Annotated in this window: 10 protein-coding genes; all 10 read left to right on the forward strand. The window is 57.6% G+C overall.

The window, feature by feature from the left end; genetic code table 11:
- The first annotated feature begins 56 nt into the window (after nucleotides 1-56).
- The 10 genes from JNB91_RS09920 (at nucleotide 57) to JNB91_RS09965 (ending at nucleotide 14,866) form a co-directional block, all read left to right on the forward strand.
- Nucleotides 57-1,817: an SIR2 family protein gene (locus tag JNB91_RS09920; protein WP_220325345.1), complete on the forward strand. Its 1,761-nt coding sequence runs from the start codon at nucleotides 57-59 to the stop codon at nucleotides 1,815-1,817.
- Complete coding sequence (locus JNB91_RS09925; protein ID WP_220325346.1) at nucleotides 1,814-3,220, forward strand: argonaute/piwi family protein; 1,407 nt, start codon at nucleotides 1,814-1,816, stop codon at nucleotides 3,218-3,220. The genes JNB91_RS09920 and JNB91_RS09925 overlap by 4 nt, the downstream gene beginning before the upstream one ends.
- A gap of 121 nt (nucleotides 3,221-3,341) precedes the next feature.
- On the forward strand, nucleotides 3,342-4,118 hold the full coding sequence (locus tag JNB91_RS09930; protein ID WP_220325347.1) for a hypothetical protein: 777 nt from the start codon (nucleotides 3,342-3,344) through the stop codon (nucleotides 4,116-4,118).
- Nucleotides 4,119-4,343: 225 nt separating this feature from the next.
- Entirely contained in the window at nucleotides 4,344-6,140 is a 1,797-nt protein-coding gene (locus JNB91_RS09935; RefSeq protein ID WP_220325348.1) for a class I SAM-dependent methyltransferase, read from the forward strand.
- 333 nt (nucleotides 6,141-6,473) lie between these two features.
- Nucleotides 6,474-8,033 (forward strand): class I SAM-dependent DNA methyltransferase, encoded by a 1,560-nt coding sequence (locus JNB91_RS09940; protein WP_220325349.1) that lies wholly within the window; start codon nucleotides 6,474-6,476, stop codon nucleotides 8,031-8,033.
- Entirely contained in the window at nucleotides 8,026-9,405 is a 1,380-nt protein-coding gene (locus JNB91_RS09945) for a restriction endonuclease subunit S (protein ID WP_223218123.1), read from the forward strand. Before JNB91_RS09940 ends, JNB91_RS09945 begins: the two co-directional genes overlap by 8 nt.
- On the forward strand, nucleotides 9,402-10,250 hold the full coding sequence (locus tag JNB91_RS09950) for a DUF6615 family protein (RefSeq protein WP_220325350.1): 849 nt from the start codon (nucleotides 9,402-9,404) through the stop codon (nucleotides 10,248-10,250). The genes JNB91_RS09945 and JNB91_RS09950 overlap by 4 nt, the downstream gene beginning before the upstream one ends.
- A complete protein-coding gene (locus tag JNB91_RS09955) occupies nucleotides 10,247-11,254 on the forward strand; it encodes a DUF4268 domain-containing protein (RefSeq protein ID WP_220325351.1) in 1,008 nt (335 codons plus the stop codon). Before JNB91_RS09950 ends, JNB91_RS09955 begins: the two co-directional genes overlap by 4 nt.
- On the forward strand, nucleotides 11,247-11,666 hold the full coding sequence (locus tag JNB91_RS09960) for a hypothetical protein (RefSeq protein WP_220325352.1): 420 nt from the start codon (nucleotides 11,247-11,249) through the stop codon (nucleotides 11,664-11,666). The genes JNB91_RS09955 and JNB91_RS09960 overlap by 8 nt, the downstream gene beginning before the upstream one ends.
- On the forward strand, nucleotides 11,663-14,866 hold the full coding sequence (locus JNB91_RS09965) for a type I restriction endonuclease subunit R (protein WP_220325353.1): 3,204 nt from the start codon (nucleotides 11,663-11,665) through the stop codon (nucleotides 14,864-14,866). The genes JNB91_RS09960 and JNB91_RS09965 overlap by 4 nt, the downstream gene beginning before the upstream one ends.
- Nucleotides 14,867-14,890 lie beyond the last annotated feature (24 nt).

The raw sequence follows: 14,890 nt of genomic DNA on the forward strand, positions 1-14,890 counted from the left end.
TAGCTAATCCAGATTCGCAAAGTAGGGACGGACTCCAAAGAAGCGCAACGAGGATCATGATTCAGTCAGAGCTCATTTCTTTGATCTCGGAACGTCCAGCTCAGTTCGCATGGTTTCTAGGCGCGGGCGCATCACGTACGGCCGGCCTGCCTACAGCCGGTGACATAATCTGGGACATGAAGCGCCGTTATTACATACGCGAAGAGAACCGCGAGGTGTCGCCGCAGGATGTCCAGAACGATGCTGTTAGATCCACTATTCAGTCCTTCATGGACTCCCGCGGCTTTCCCGCTTTGTGGTCGGACGAAGAATACTCGACCTATTTCTGGAAGATATTCGGTGCGGACCATGAGCGACAGCGCCGCTATCTCAGGGGCATCCTATCCGAAGAAAAGGTAACTCTGTCGATCGGCAACCGGGTGCTCGGCGGCCTGCTGACCGCCGGCATGTGCCGAGCCGTCTTTACGACCAACTTCGATAGCGTCGTGGAGCGGGCGGTAGCCGAAGTCGGCGGTGGGTCGCTGCAGGCATACTCCTTGGAAGGGACAGGGTCCGCCGCCAACGCCTTCCTCAACGAGGAGTACCCGTTCTACTGCAAGCTACACGGTGACTTCAGGTTCGAAAGCCTGAAGAATTTGAGCGCCGACTTGGCAACGCAGAACGACGAACTGTCGAAAGCTTTCGTTGCTTCGGGAACGCGCTTCGGCTTGGTCGTTTGCGGCTATAGCGGGCGGGATGCCAGCGTCATGGAACTCATGAGCGATGTTCTCAGTGCGCCTAACCCGTTTCCACAGGGCCTATACTGGACTGGGATGAAAGGCTCGCCCGTACATCCAGCGGTAGCAGCCCTGCTTGAGAGAGCCGTGAGTGCGGGCGTGAAAGCGTCGTACGTCGAGATCGAAACATTTGACGCTTTCATGTCGCGGCTGTGGCGCAGCATCGACGGTAAGCCTGCCGCGGTTGATGCTAAGGTGCGCAAAGCGCAGTTGACCAGCGTGCAAATCCCGCTGCCGTCCGTTGGAGGCGCCAAGCCACTGATACGCCTGAATGGATTACCGGTGCAGTTGCCTACGCGCTGCCTAGAGCTGACATTCAAGGTGCCACAGGAATGGGCAGACTTACGGGATGCGGTGCGCGAGTGGCGCCAGTCGATCGTCGTGACTAAAGGCGCGAGCGTCTGGTGCTGGGGGGCAAGGCGCGACATTGAGGAATGTTTTGGTGACAAGCTTTCAGGCCTAAGCGAAACCGCGCTGCCTGCAGACTATCAGGCGCCCGAGAATCTGCACTTCAAGCCCTTCATCGAAGAGGCTTTGATATTGGCGCTGACGAGGGGGCGTCCCTTGCTACCCCGGATGAAGCCGTCTTCCGGGTTCATCATTGCCGATCCCTATGCGGAGGATGTGGGGAGCTTGAGCCCCTTGCAGCAAATCGTCGGCAAAACTTCCGGAACAATCTCGGGGCTTTTCAGTCCGGTTACCGAGTTTCGACTTGAGCCGGACAAGGTTCGTTGGGCAGAGTCCTTGCGCGTGTCGCTCGACCGCAAGGAAGGGCGCGACTGGCTATTGCTGGAGCCGGACATCTGGATTTGGCCGCCGCATGCGCGCGCGGTCGCGACTAACTTCCTAGATGAGCGCAAAGCCAAGCGTTTCAACGGTAAGCACAACGAACTACTGCAGGCATGGACGAATATTATACTCGACAGCGATCGGCGCAATGCCGATCTTGCCTTCCGCCCGTTCGAGAACGGCGACGATGCCGAGAACCCGACCTTCAAGGTCAGCACCCGCACGGCATTCTCTAGGAGGCTCACTGCATGAGTGCTCTTATTTCTGAAGTTGCCGGGTATGCTGCCGTGCCCGAACCAGACCTGCGGTTCGCAGGCGACAAGCTGGGCAAGCATCCATTGATGGGGCTGATCGCGCACGGCCCCTACGGGATGCGCTACGCATCTCCGAGCAGCCTGCGCCTAGCGCTGCTCGCGCCCGAGCGGGAAATGCGTAAGCTCCGCGGCCTCGTCGCGGAGCTCCAGCGTCCTGCCAGACCACGGGAGGCCACCAACTATTATCCGAACTATCCCGGCTTCTCCCAGCTCTTTCGAATACCTATCGCACCGGAGGAAGAGCGCCTGGTGCTGTCGTTTCCGGACGCACTGGATGAGTATGCGCGCGATGGCGCCAAGGAGCGCCTTGCGGCCGAACTGTTCCAGTGCATCGCCCGGCTCAAAACTTTGCGCAGTTCTTTCGATGTCGCGCTGATCTATCTGCCGCCCAGTTGGGCCACCTGCTTTGAAGGTGAGAACTTCGACTTTCACGACTACCTAAAAGCATACTGCGCACCGTCCGACATCCCGATCCAGATCGTGCGTCAGAACAGCTTCGACCGGACATGCCGCGCTAATGTCATGTGGGGCCTAAGTGTAGCGGCCTATGCCAAGGCTGGCGGGGTCCCTTGGAAGTTGGCAGGTCTCAATTCCGACGAGGCCTTCATCGGTATTAGCTATGCCATGAAATCAGATGGCGCGGGCAGCCATTACACAACCTGCTGCAGCCAAGTGTTCGATCCCGATGGAACGGGGTTTCGCTTTGTAGCTTTCGACACTCGCGCGAGTTCACTCGACAAGCGCAAGAACCCGTACCTTTCATACCTGGACATGCAGGCTGTTCTGTCCCGCAGTTTGGAGATTTATCAACGCGCTCATTTCGGCAAGTCGCCGAGCAGGATCACCGTTCACAAGAACACCGAGTTCAAGGAAGAGGAAATTCTCGGCGCCATAGATAGCTTCCGGGACGGCACCGACGTCGAGTTGGTCCAGATCGTGCGCAACGTGCCGTGGCAGGGGATACGTTACAACATGTACGACAAGCCCGACGGGTATCCCGTCACGCGCGGCACGTATATCCCGGTCAGTTCCAACGAGGCGCTGCTCTGGACGCAGGGGAGCGTGAAGGGAGTGCACACGCAGGGGCCGACGAAGGATGTTTACAAGGAGGGTGCGCTCAAGCCCACGCCCTCGCCGGTCCTGGTGCGCCGATTCTCGGGCGAAGGTGGCTGGCATGCGACCTGCACCGGGATCCTCGGCCTCACCAAAATGGATTGGAACAACAATACACTCTACAAGAAGCTGCCCGTGACCCTAGGCTACTCCAAGGCGTTTGCCGACATTATCCAGCGGAATCCGATGATGGTCGATGAAGTGTACGATTTCAGAAACTTCATGTAAGCCGCATCTATCTGGAAGTCGACAATTGGTACTGTTGTGGCGCTCTTCCGCAAATCCAGCTGACTGATGCTATTTGCTATCACGACGGAATCTTAATATCTAACGCCAGGGAGGGCAATGAATGGCAAAATCTGGACAACAGGCACCGGAGGCCGATCAGAAAAAGTTGCTCGAACTGCTCTTGAACACGAGCAAGCTTGAGTCGGATGACCTGAAGTCGCTACTCCTAGCGATGGACAATTTCGATGTCGTAGCGAAGGTTTTCCTGCTGGAGGGTACTCCATTCGTGTTCGCAAGCAGTCCGATGAAGTATCTGATTTTTCGCGAGCAGGTCGCCGATCGGTTCAAGATCGGCTACCAGGACGTCTGCATAGTTGGGAGCGCAAAGCTTGGATTCAGCCCGTCTCCCCAGAAATTCGGAAAGCCCTTCGCCGAGACCTCAGACGTAGACGTCGTAATAATCTCAAGCGAAATGTTTGACCACGGCACCCACGAGATGTTCAAATATTTGCGGACGTCAGGCCCTGAGCACACATACGACGACAACAAGGCAGTAGAGGTTGGAGGTCGAGAATGGCGTATGCACAAAGAAGCCATTCGCAACTTCGTATTTGAGAATTTTAACCCCTCGCACTTGCCTGAAGGCAACGAACTGAGAGATGAAATATTTGACAACATTTCGTCGACTTCCGCGCTCTTCTTAGCTCTGGAGCCGCAGGTATTCGTCTCGAAAATTCGATGCCGTATCTTCCGTCACTGGCGAGCAGCGGAATCCTACTATGTAAATACCCTGAGGTCGCTAAAACGGAACTTGCAGCAAGCCGGCAAGGGAAAACATGCCGTTTCGATTGCGGACCTTGACGACGACCTAGATGCTGTTGATGTAGAGACCCCGTAGAGATAGGATGTTGCGACGTGGTCCAGGTCGTAGCCGCGTGTGCTGAGACTGAACTTTACCAGGTACAGCTAGCGGATGGATCTTCCTGGAACTTCGCGGCCTTAGCTTTTACTGCAACAACATCTGTCAGATGGACTGGCTACGATTGCCGGCTCCGACGCTTGGCAACAGTCGCAGCCGAAAATATCGCTAGCCAAAACCGACACCTCACATAATCGAGCGATGATGTCTGCTTCCCAGCCCCCATCCTACAACCAGCCCACCAAAGACCAAGCCCGGAGACTTTCCCTCACCCATGCCGTCCAACTGGTGACGTCGCGACGCGACGCTGCGGCGATCGTGCCGAGCGACCATCCAGAGCGCGTGCGTGAAGCCCTGCTAAACAGCGAGATTGAGGGCGACCAACTAGCAGGCGAGGCCTGCGAGGACGAAGACCTAATTTCTTGGCGAACGTTCCGCGCCTCGGCCATAGGCACTCGGAAACCAGACGAGATCACCATTGCTTACCTTGCGGGTCCAGAACCACAGAACGATCTTGGGGTACTGCTGGAGCTGGGGGTGCGGCCTGAGAACATCTGGGCGTTCGAGGTCGAGGAGAAGGTCGCGAGCCAGGGTCTCGCCATTCTGCGCGAGCTGAAGGCACGCGGCGTAAAATTCATTCCGGCGAGTATTGAGGATTATTTCATCGGCACGCCACGGCGTTTCGACATCGTTTACTTCGATGCCTGTGGCCCGTTTCCAAGCCGCAGTTCCAACACCGCCCGCGTCCTGGCCACAATGTTCCGGCATTGCGCGTTGGCTCCGCTAGGAGTGCTCGTCAGCAACTTCGCCCGGCCGGACGTTTCCGCCGCTGAGGATCTTGATCGTTATAGCTTCCTCGTCGCCGCCTACCTCTACCCTAAGAGCTTTTTGGAGTCGGAAGAGGGAGGCAGCGTGGAGGGGGCCCAAGCCCATAGCTATTTGTTCAATCTCTCGCGCGAAGCCGTGGAAGAATGGGGCGACGACGAGCCACCCGAGGATTTCATCGACGAGGTCAGGGCTAACTTTGATCGCTACTATGGTCTGTTCATCACGCGAAGCCTAATGGACTTAGCGACTATTATCGCGCCGATGGCTCGCCTGCTGAGCAGCGACCTGTGGAAGGTTGCCTTCAACGACGACCTCAAGGCGGCCATCGCTCGTGGAAAGCGCCTGGTCGTCTTCAACGAAGAGGCGCTTGGAAGCAACAACAATGACGAATTCGACGATCCAGACGTAGCCGTCGATGAAACTGACGATGAGATGGACGTTGCCGACAAGATCTGGGATGCGGGAGGTGACCTAGACGAAGAGGCGATGAGCGAGCATGTGGATTGCGATGGCGACGCTATTGGCGAATCTGAGCGTTTTTCATTACTCTGGACGTTGGCCGCCTGTGGTTTCTATCCGGTTGATAGCAACTTTGGGCCGCCTCCCGCTGGCGCCGATAAGCTGATCAAGGATTGGCACCGAGCCTTGGTTGGTAAGCTACCCATTCCGCATATCAAGGACCTTAAAGACCTTATGGCCGTCTACTACGCGTGGCGCGAGGACCACATATTGTGGTCAGAAGCGATGCAGCGCATCAGCCAGTTTCCGTACCGGGCACGTATGCCTTTCCTTTGCGATGTCCCCACGTCCGAAATCGGCTTCTATCCAACATTCGCCCAGCTTGCCTACCCAACTCACCCGAACGTGCGTGAGACCCGGCGTTTCCGATATGTAGCCGAAACCAAAGTGACGCCTATGTTTGTGGACGTCATCGCGTTTGATGAATGCCGCTACGTCCACGATTGGATCTCGGCCCTGCATCTAACACCCGAAGACTGGACCGATCTTTCGGCGCAGTTGAGCTTTCGCTTCGCGCTCGACGGAATTGCCAAGGACAAACGCTGGCTTGGGGAGGATTTTCTCTATGGGTGTCACGCGGTCGGCGAGAGCGCGGATTTCCCGGCTAGTGACCTGAAATTGCGAGAGGATCTATCGTCAGGCTCGACGAGTTAGGCGTCGATCAGCGCTGGCTATTCACCAGAACCATCCCCCTGGCCGACCTTCTGCCGCCGCGCCGCCGTCCGAAAGGTCGCGAACTGCGGGAAAGCCAGCCCGACAAAAAGCGCGCCTGGGGAGCCTCGCGTTGCGCTTGGAGTGCTGAACGCCCGCTTGGAGCTGTGCTTGCTCCGAATGCTGCCCGTCTGATGTCGACCCCAAACAGTCCCATCTACACCGGCAATAATTTCCGCCCCCACGTGCACCGCAACTCGAACGCGTAGTCCCTCCTTTACACATCCAGAGCCGCTATCTTATTGTCCCCCAAAATGATTTGGGGAGACTGCCCTGGTGGCGAAAGAGAATAATGGTGACCTCGGCTTCACGGCCGAGCTTTTCAAGGCTGCAGATAAGCTCCGGGGCAATCTGGAGCCTTCCGAATACAAGCATGTCGCGCTTGGCCTCATTTTCCTGAAATACATTTCCGATGCCTTTGACGGGCTTCATGCGAAGCTGATCGCTGACAAGTACGCGGATGCGGAAGACCCGGAGGAATATCTCGCGGAAAATGTCTTCTGGGTGCCGAAGGAGGCCCGGTGGGGACATCTACAGGCCAATGCCAAACGGCCCGAGATCGGCAAGCTGATCGATGAGGCGATGGAGGCGATTGAGCGCTTCCCGTCGAACGAGGGGCTGAAGGGCGTTCTGCCGAAGAACTATGCCCGCCCGACGCTGAACAAGACGATGCTGGGCGAGCTCATCGACCTCTTTTCCAACATTGGCCTGCATGACAGCAAGGATACGGCCAAGGATCTGCTGGGCCGGGTCTACGAATATTTCCTCTCGGGCTTTGCAAGCTCGGAAGGCAAGCGCGGCGGCGAGTTCTTCACGCCCCGTTCCGTGGTGCGCACCCTGGTCGAGATGCTGGAGCCCTATAAAGGCCGCGTCTATGACCCCTGCTGCGGTTCGGGCGGCATGTTCGTGCAGTCGGAAAAGTTCATCGAGGAGCATGGCGGGCGGCGCAATGACATTGCCGTCTATGGCCAGGAGATCAACCACACCACTTGGCGTCTGGCCAAGATGAACCTCGCCGTGCAGGGCATCGATGCCGATATCCGCTGGAACAACGAGGGCAGTTTCCACCGCGATGAACTGCCGGACCTGAAGGCCGATTTCATCCTCGCCAACCCGCCCTTCAACATTTCCGATTGGGGCGGCGAGCGGCTGGCGGAGGATGCCCGATGGAAGTTCGGCAGGCCGCCAAACGGCAACGCCAACTTCGGCTGGCTGCAGCACATCATCCACCACCTTGCCCCGCGCGGGACGGCGGGTGTGGTGCTGGCCAATGGCTCCATGTCCTCTCAACAATCCGGCGAAGGCGAGATCCGCAAGGCGATGATCGAGGCGGATCAGGTGGATTGCATGGTGGCTCTCCCGGGCCAGCTTTTCTATTCCACCCAGATCCCCGCCTGCCTCTGGATCCTTGCCCGCGACAAAAGCGCCAATGGCCACCGTGACCGGCGCGGCGAAATCCTCTTCATCGATGCCCGCAAGCTCGGCTTCATGGTGGACCGCGTGCGCCGCGAGTTCACGGCAGAGGATGTCGAAAAGATCGCAGACACCTATCATCGCTGGCGCTCGAAGCCGGAAACGCGGGCGAAAAATGGCTGGGCGGACTATGCGGACGAGCCGGGTTTCTGCAAATCCGCCAGTCTGGATGAGGTGCGAAGCCATGGCCACGTGCTGACGCCGGGGCGCTATGTGGGGGCAGCGGATGCCGAGGATGATGGGGTGACGTTCGCGGAGAAATTTGAGGGGCTGAGGGAGACGCTATCGCACCAGTTTGAGCAGGGGCGGAAGTTGGAAGAAAGGATTTCGTCTTTGCTATCGCAGGTGCGAACTAATGGTTGAGCCTTTGTTTCCAGTGCCTGTCGGTTGGCAAGTCACCACCGTAGCGGAAATCGCAGCACGTGGGGGTGGCGACGTCCAGACTGGTCCGTTCGGAAGTCAACTTCATGCCGCTGACTATGTGGAACAGGGCATCCCGTCTGTTATGCCGCAGAACATTGGCGACAATGCCATCTCGGAAGAAGGGATAGCGAGGATCAGTGTCGAAGATGCTAAACGCTTGACGCGCTACCGTCTCCGAACCGGAGACATCGTTTATAGCCGTCGTGGAGACGTCGAAAAGCGCTCACTCGTTAGGCCGAATAATGACGGTTGGCTATGTGGCACAGGTTGCTTGCGAATCCGCTTCGGTGAAGGCCACGTGCTTCCTGAGTACGCAGCATATTACCTGGCTCATCCGGCGGCGAAGGCATGGGTAGTTCAACATGCGGTTGGGGCGACGATGCCGAACCTCAACACAACAATCCTCGGATTGCTTCCGTTTGTCCTTCCACCAATGCCAGAGCAAATATCGATTGCTCGCATCCTCGGCTCCCTTGACGACAAGATCGAATTGAACCGGCGGATGAACGAGACGCTGGAGGCGATGGCGCAAGCGGTCTTCCGCGACTGCTTCGTGGATTTCGGCCCCACCCGCCGCAAACTGGAAGGCGCAACCGATCCCCTCACCATCATGGGCGGCCTCGTGCAGGATGCAGAGCGGGCACAAGCTCTTGCCGATCTGTTCCCGGCCGCGCTTGGGGATGATGGGTTGCCGGAGGGGTGGGAAAGCAAGCCTCTCCTGGATCAGGCAAACTGGGTCAATGGTGCAGCGTACAAGAACATGCACTTCTCTGATGGTCCTGATGCGCTTCCGGTGGTGAAAATCGCCGAACTCAAAAATGGCGTTACGAGCAGCACAAAACGCACCGCTACAGCGCTGGGAGAAAGGTATCGGATCTCCGACGGTGAACTGCTGTTTTCGTGGTCGGGCAATCCAGATACGTCAATTGATGCGTTTGTGTGGATCGGCGGCGACGCATGGCTCAACCAGCACATATTCGCGGTTAGGGAAAATGGCACCCGCTCAAGAGCGGCACTTTATGTACTTCTCAAAGCTCTGATGCCGCAATTTGCCGAATTGGCGCGAAACAAACAGACCACCGGTCTTGGGCATGTGACTAAGGAAGACATGAAGCGATTGGAGATTGCCGTAGCGCCGGGCCCGGTGGAGGCGGCCTTTGAAGAGGTCATCACTCCCATCTTCAATCTGATTGTCAGCAAGCTGTTTGAAAACCGCACCCTCGCAGCCACCCGCGAACTACTCCTCCCAAAGCTGATGTATGGCGAAATCCGCCTGTCCGAAGCGGAATACCTGATGGAGGCGGCGCAGTGACGTCCGATCTTTGCTATTCGTTTCAGAAAATCGCTAGCTGGGTCTGGGAGCGCATAGAGCTCGCGCAAACGTCAGGGCTCGCCTTCTCCGAGGAAACGATAACTGAGACAATTCTCCTGGATCTTGCGACCAGACATCCCACAAAGGTGAAGATCAAAGCCTTCAACAAGACAGACGAAGGCGTGAACGGCTCCGATTGGGAATGGTGGATTGGCCAAGCAGGAAGCTGGTTTGGAATGCGGGTCCAGGCAAAAAGAATAAAACTTCCTGCCGAAACCTTCGCCCCACTGCAACGATACGGTATCAAGAAGGGCTCGACAATTGGGCAGATCGACAAGCTGCTTTCACAAGCGAAGAACGACGGCCTAAACTCAGCCTACTGTTTTTACTTCGTCAGCAAGAAATGGCCGACATTGAGGGCTTGGCCTGTCTACAACTTTATCGGCGGGGGTCCAATTTCACCGCAGGGCTGTCTTGTCGCTGACGCAACTGCAGTCAAAGCAGTTGGCAAGGACAGCTTGGCGGCGCTCGCTCCTATCTGTGTGCCTTGGCATCTTTTGGTCTGTCACTGTGCGGGTGGCAAGTTCAACTCAGGATCGCCCGCCGATGCTGGTGGTGGAATGCTGCGGACGTCGCGGCAACTGGCCGCTTCACTGTTAAAAGTCGATGATCTTGGCGATGCGCCAGATTTTCCTCCGCGCTCTGAATTACCGTCTCACATCAATTACTTGCGCGAAGGTTCAGATGGCTTGGGTAGGTTGAAGGATGCTGATCCTTTGCGTGGGTACGCGAAGGAGCGCGGCTTGAAGGGCTTTGTCCTGATTGATACTTCGGAGAGCGCATGATCACACTCGGTCGTCTGACGAAAGTTGAGCTTCGCGATATCTGGAAATCAGAGTCGCAGGATTTCACGCCCTGGCTCGCGCAGCCGGAAAACATCACCGCTCTTGCGGAAGCCCTAAGCATGGAGCTGGAGATTGAGGCCCGCGAGCGCGAGGTGGGACCGTTCCGGGCCGATCTTCTCTGCAAAGATCTGATCGATGACTCCTGGGTGCTGATCGAGAACCAGTTGGAGCGTACGGACCATTCCCATCTCGGCCAACTGCTGACCTATGCGGCCGGTCTTCAGACGGTGACCATTGTCTGGATCGCCTCACGGTTCACGGAAGAACATCGCGCCGCGCTGGATTGGCTGAACGAGATCACCGACGAGCGCTTCAAGTTTTTTGGGGTGGAGGTGGAGCTTTGGCGTATTGGTGACAGCATCGCTGCACCGAAGTTCAACATCGTGTCCAAGCCGAATGAATGGACACGCTCCATAACCCAAGCCAGCCGGCGGATCGAAAGTGAAGCCCTTTCTGAAACCAAGAAGGTGCAACTGGATTTCTGGGTCGCACTTCAGAAGGCGCTTGAAGGACATGCTTTTCTGCGGTCCCGCAAGCCGAGGCCGCAGCATTGGACCACTTACTCCATAGGCCGAACGGGGATGCATCTGGGTGCAATTCTCGACTCTCAGAAAAGCCGCATCGCGGTTGAGCTTTATCTGGGGGATGAGAATGCCAAATCTTTCTTCGGTCAGTTGAAGGCGGATCAGGTTGCCATCGAAGCCGAGCTCGGACACGCTCCCGCCTGGATGGAGCTTCCCTCTCGCCGCGCATGCCGGATTGTAAGCTATAGGAGCGTAACCGACCCCCTTGATGAGGCGTCTTGGCCGGAGTTTATAGCCTGGATATCAAAGACGCTGGAAGCTTACTACCGCGCCTTTCACAAGCGGGTCTTGAAGCTGAACGTATCTGCGGTCTTGGGCGATAGCGGTGCCTATGAGGCCGAGGAAAGCAGCGATGTCTGATGCCTACGATCTCCCCGAGGCGGCGCAGACGGCTGTGTTCAATCTGGCTGAGGAAGTAAAACAGCGAGCCGCTAGACGTTTGGTTCATCGTTTGCAGCGGATTTCCGCTTCCGGAATCTACGGCGGCGACTATCGCTACCGCAGCCTTTGGGACGAGTTTTGCCATGAGCAGCAGAACGGCCCTTATTTCGATGAGGATGTCTGGGGCGAAACCTTGGAGGGATTGCTTCAGGCTGAGGTGGAGCGGCTGACGCCGGGCGAATTTGAGATCGTGTGGCTTGCGTCCTTGCCGGAGGTTGAAGATCTCAAGACCGCTCCGCGTGTTCAGGCCGATGTACGCCGGGAGTTGCGCACCGCCTTGGAAGCCCTTGCTTCCACAAGAGACCTTGAACGCTTTGAGGTTTGGGAATGACTGACGATATCCTTTACAGCCAGCCCGAAGCGAAAGATGCGCATTCCGGCTTTTCCGAAGGCCTCGTCGAACAAGTCGTTCTCTCGACCTTCCAGGAGCTGGGTTACCTCTACCAGCCGTCGCAGGTCATTTCCCCGGATGGCTCTGCCCCCGCCCGTCTGGCCTATGGCGATGTGCTTCTTTCGGATGTGCTGGCCGCTGCCGTGGACCGATTGAACCCGAACATTCCCGCAGATGCCCGCGACCAAGCCATTCGCCAGCTTTCTATCAGCGAGACGCCGTCTCTGGTCGAAGAAAATCGCCGCATCCATCGCCTGATCACCGAGGGCGTCGATGTGGAATTCGGCATTGGCGATGGGGAGGTCAAGGGCGACAAGTTGTGGCTGATCGACTTCGAGAAGCCGGAAAACAACGACTTCTGGGTGACCAACCAGTTCACCGTGGCCGAGGGCAAATACAGCCGGCGGCCGGACGTGATGGTGTTCATCAACGGGCTGCCGCTCGGCATCATCGAGCTGAAGAATGCGGCGAGCGAGAATGCCACGATCCATGACGCCTATAACCAGCTTCAGACCTACAAGGAACAGGTGCCCTCGCTGTTTCGCACCAATGCGGTGATGGTGGCGTCCGACGGAATGCTGGCGCGGATCGGCTCGCTGACGGCAGACGAAGAGCGCTTCATGCCTTGGCGGTCGGTCACCGGGGCAGATGGCGATTTTACGCCTCATGGCCCCTACGAAATGGACACGCTGCTGCGCGGTGTGTTCGAGAAGGAGCGCTTCCTGGCGCTGATCCGTGACTTCACGGTGTTCGGCGATAAGGGCGAAGGGCCGTTCAAGATCATTGCCGGTTACCACCAGTTTCACGGTGCCCGTAAAGCCATCACCAGCGCCATGGAGGCGGTGAAGCCCGATGGTGACCGCAAGATCGGCGTGATCTGGCACACGCAAGGGTCGGGCAAAAGTCTGCTCATGGCTTTTCTGGGCGGGCTCATCGTCCGCTCGCGCGAGCTCGAAAACCCGACATTGATCGTGCTCACTGACCGCAATGATCTGGACGACCAGCTCTTCGGCACCTTCAGCCTGTGCAAGGATCTGATCCGTCAGACGCCCGAGCAGGCGGACAGCCGTGACGATCTGCGCAGGCTTTTGAACCGGGCGTCCGGTGGTGTGATTTTCACCACGGTGCAGAAGTTCACGCCGGAGAAGGGCGAGGAAGTGTTTCCGATCCTGACCGAGCGCCGCAATGTCATTGTAATGGCCGACGAAGCACATCGCAGCCAGTATGGGTTTGACGCCAAGCTCAATCGAGAGACTGGTACGCGCCGCTACGGCTACGCCCACTATATCCGTCAGGCACTGCCGAACGCTTCCTTCATGGGCTTCACGGGAACGCCGATCGAAGCAGCCGATGTCAATACACCGGCAATTTTCGGCGAATACATCGATATCTACGACATCAGCCGTGCGGTGGAAGACGGCGCGACAGTGCCGATCTACTACGAGAGCCGTCTGGCCCGGATCGAATTGAACGAGGACGAAAAGCCGAAGATCGACGCCGAGATCGAGGCCATGCTCGAAGACGAAACGCTGACCGAGCAGGAGAAACAGAAGGCGCAGTGGGCGACTGTTGAGAGGCTGGTCGGCTCCAAGAAGCGTCTGGCCCAGATCGCCGCCGACCTGGTGGAGCATCTGGAAAAACGTATCGAAGGTCTGCCGGGCAAGGCCATGGCGGTTTGCATGAGCCGCCGCATCTGCGTTGACCTCTATAACGAGATTGTGGCGCTTCGGCCCGACTGGCATTCCCTTGATGACGATAAGGGCGCAATCAAGATCGTAATGACCGGCTCGGCGTCAGACCCGCTCGAATGGCAGCCGCATATCGGCAACAAGAAACGCCGTGACGATCTCGCCAAGCGGGCGCGAAAGGTCGATGATCCGCTGAAGCTGGTCATCGTACGCGACATGTGGCTGACGGGCTTCGATGCGCCCTGCATGCACACGATGTATATCGATAAGCCGATGCGCGGTCATGGGTTGATGCAGGCGATCGCCCGCGTCAACCGTGTCTTCAAGGAGAAGCCAGGCGGCCTAGTCGTGGATTACATCGGCATCGCTACCAACCTGAAGAAGGCGCTGGCTCAGTATTCCCAATCCGACCGCGACAAGACGGGGATTGATGAAGAAGAAGCGGTAGCCCTCCTCCTGGAGAAGTACGAGATCGTCCGCGGTATGTTCACCGGGCACAACTACAGCCTGGGCGTCACGGGCAAGCCTGTCGAGCGGCTGAAGGCGCTGGCAGACGGCATCGACTGGATCTTGAAGTGGCAGCAGGCGGAAGCAGCAAAGGTCGACAGCCCTGAGGCCAAGAAGCAGACGCATCGCCGTTATCAGGATGCGGTTCTGGAGTTGAGCAAGGCCTATGCCCTTGCCTCCGCCAGCGATGCGGCAACCGAAATCCGCGATGAAGTGGGCTTTTTCCAGGCCGTTCGCGCCGCCCTTGTGAAGACGACGGCCACCGGCAAGATGTCCGACAAAGCCAAATCAATGGCGGTGGAACAGCTTCTCAATCAGGCCGTAGCCAATGCCGAGATCGTGGACATACTGAAGGCCGCAGGCCTGCAGTCGCCCGACATCTCCGTTCTCTCTGACCAATTCCTCATGGACGTCCAGAAAATGGAGAAGAAGAACCTCGCGTTAGAAGCTCTGAAGAAGCTGCTGAATGGGGAGATCAAGAGCCGCTCCAAGACCAACGTTGTTCAATCCAAGACCTTTTCACGACGCCTTGAGGAGGCCGTGGCCCGTTACCACGCCAATGCTATTTCGACGGTCGAAATGATCCAGGAACTGATCGCACTGGCCAAAGAGATGCAGGCGGCGGCCGCACGTGGTGATGAGCTCGGCCTCTCTCCGGAGGAGATCGCCTTCTATGACGCGTTGGCTGGCAATGAGACGGCCGTCGAGGTCATGGGCAGCGAACAGTTGCGTGTGATTGCCCACGAATTGGTCGAGAACATGCGGGGCTCAGTCACCGTTGATTGGCAGCACAAGGCAAGTGCCCGCGCCAGGATGCGCATCCTTGTGAAGCGTATCCTTAAAAAATTCGGATATCCGCCGGACCTGGAGCAGGAGGCCGTGCAGATGGTTCTCGCCCAGGCCGAGCTTCTGTTGAAGGAAATATCCTCCGGCAACGGGAAGTAAGGCGCGGTAATAATTTCCGCCTCG

The sequence above is a fragment of the Aliirhizobium wenxiniae genome, assembly GCF_019511445.1.
GTDB lineage: Bacteria > Pseudomonadota > Alphaproteobacteria > Rhizobiales > Rhizobiaceae > Neorhizobium > Neorhizobium wenxiniae_A.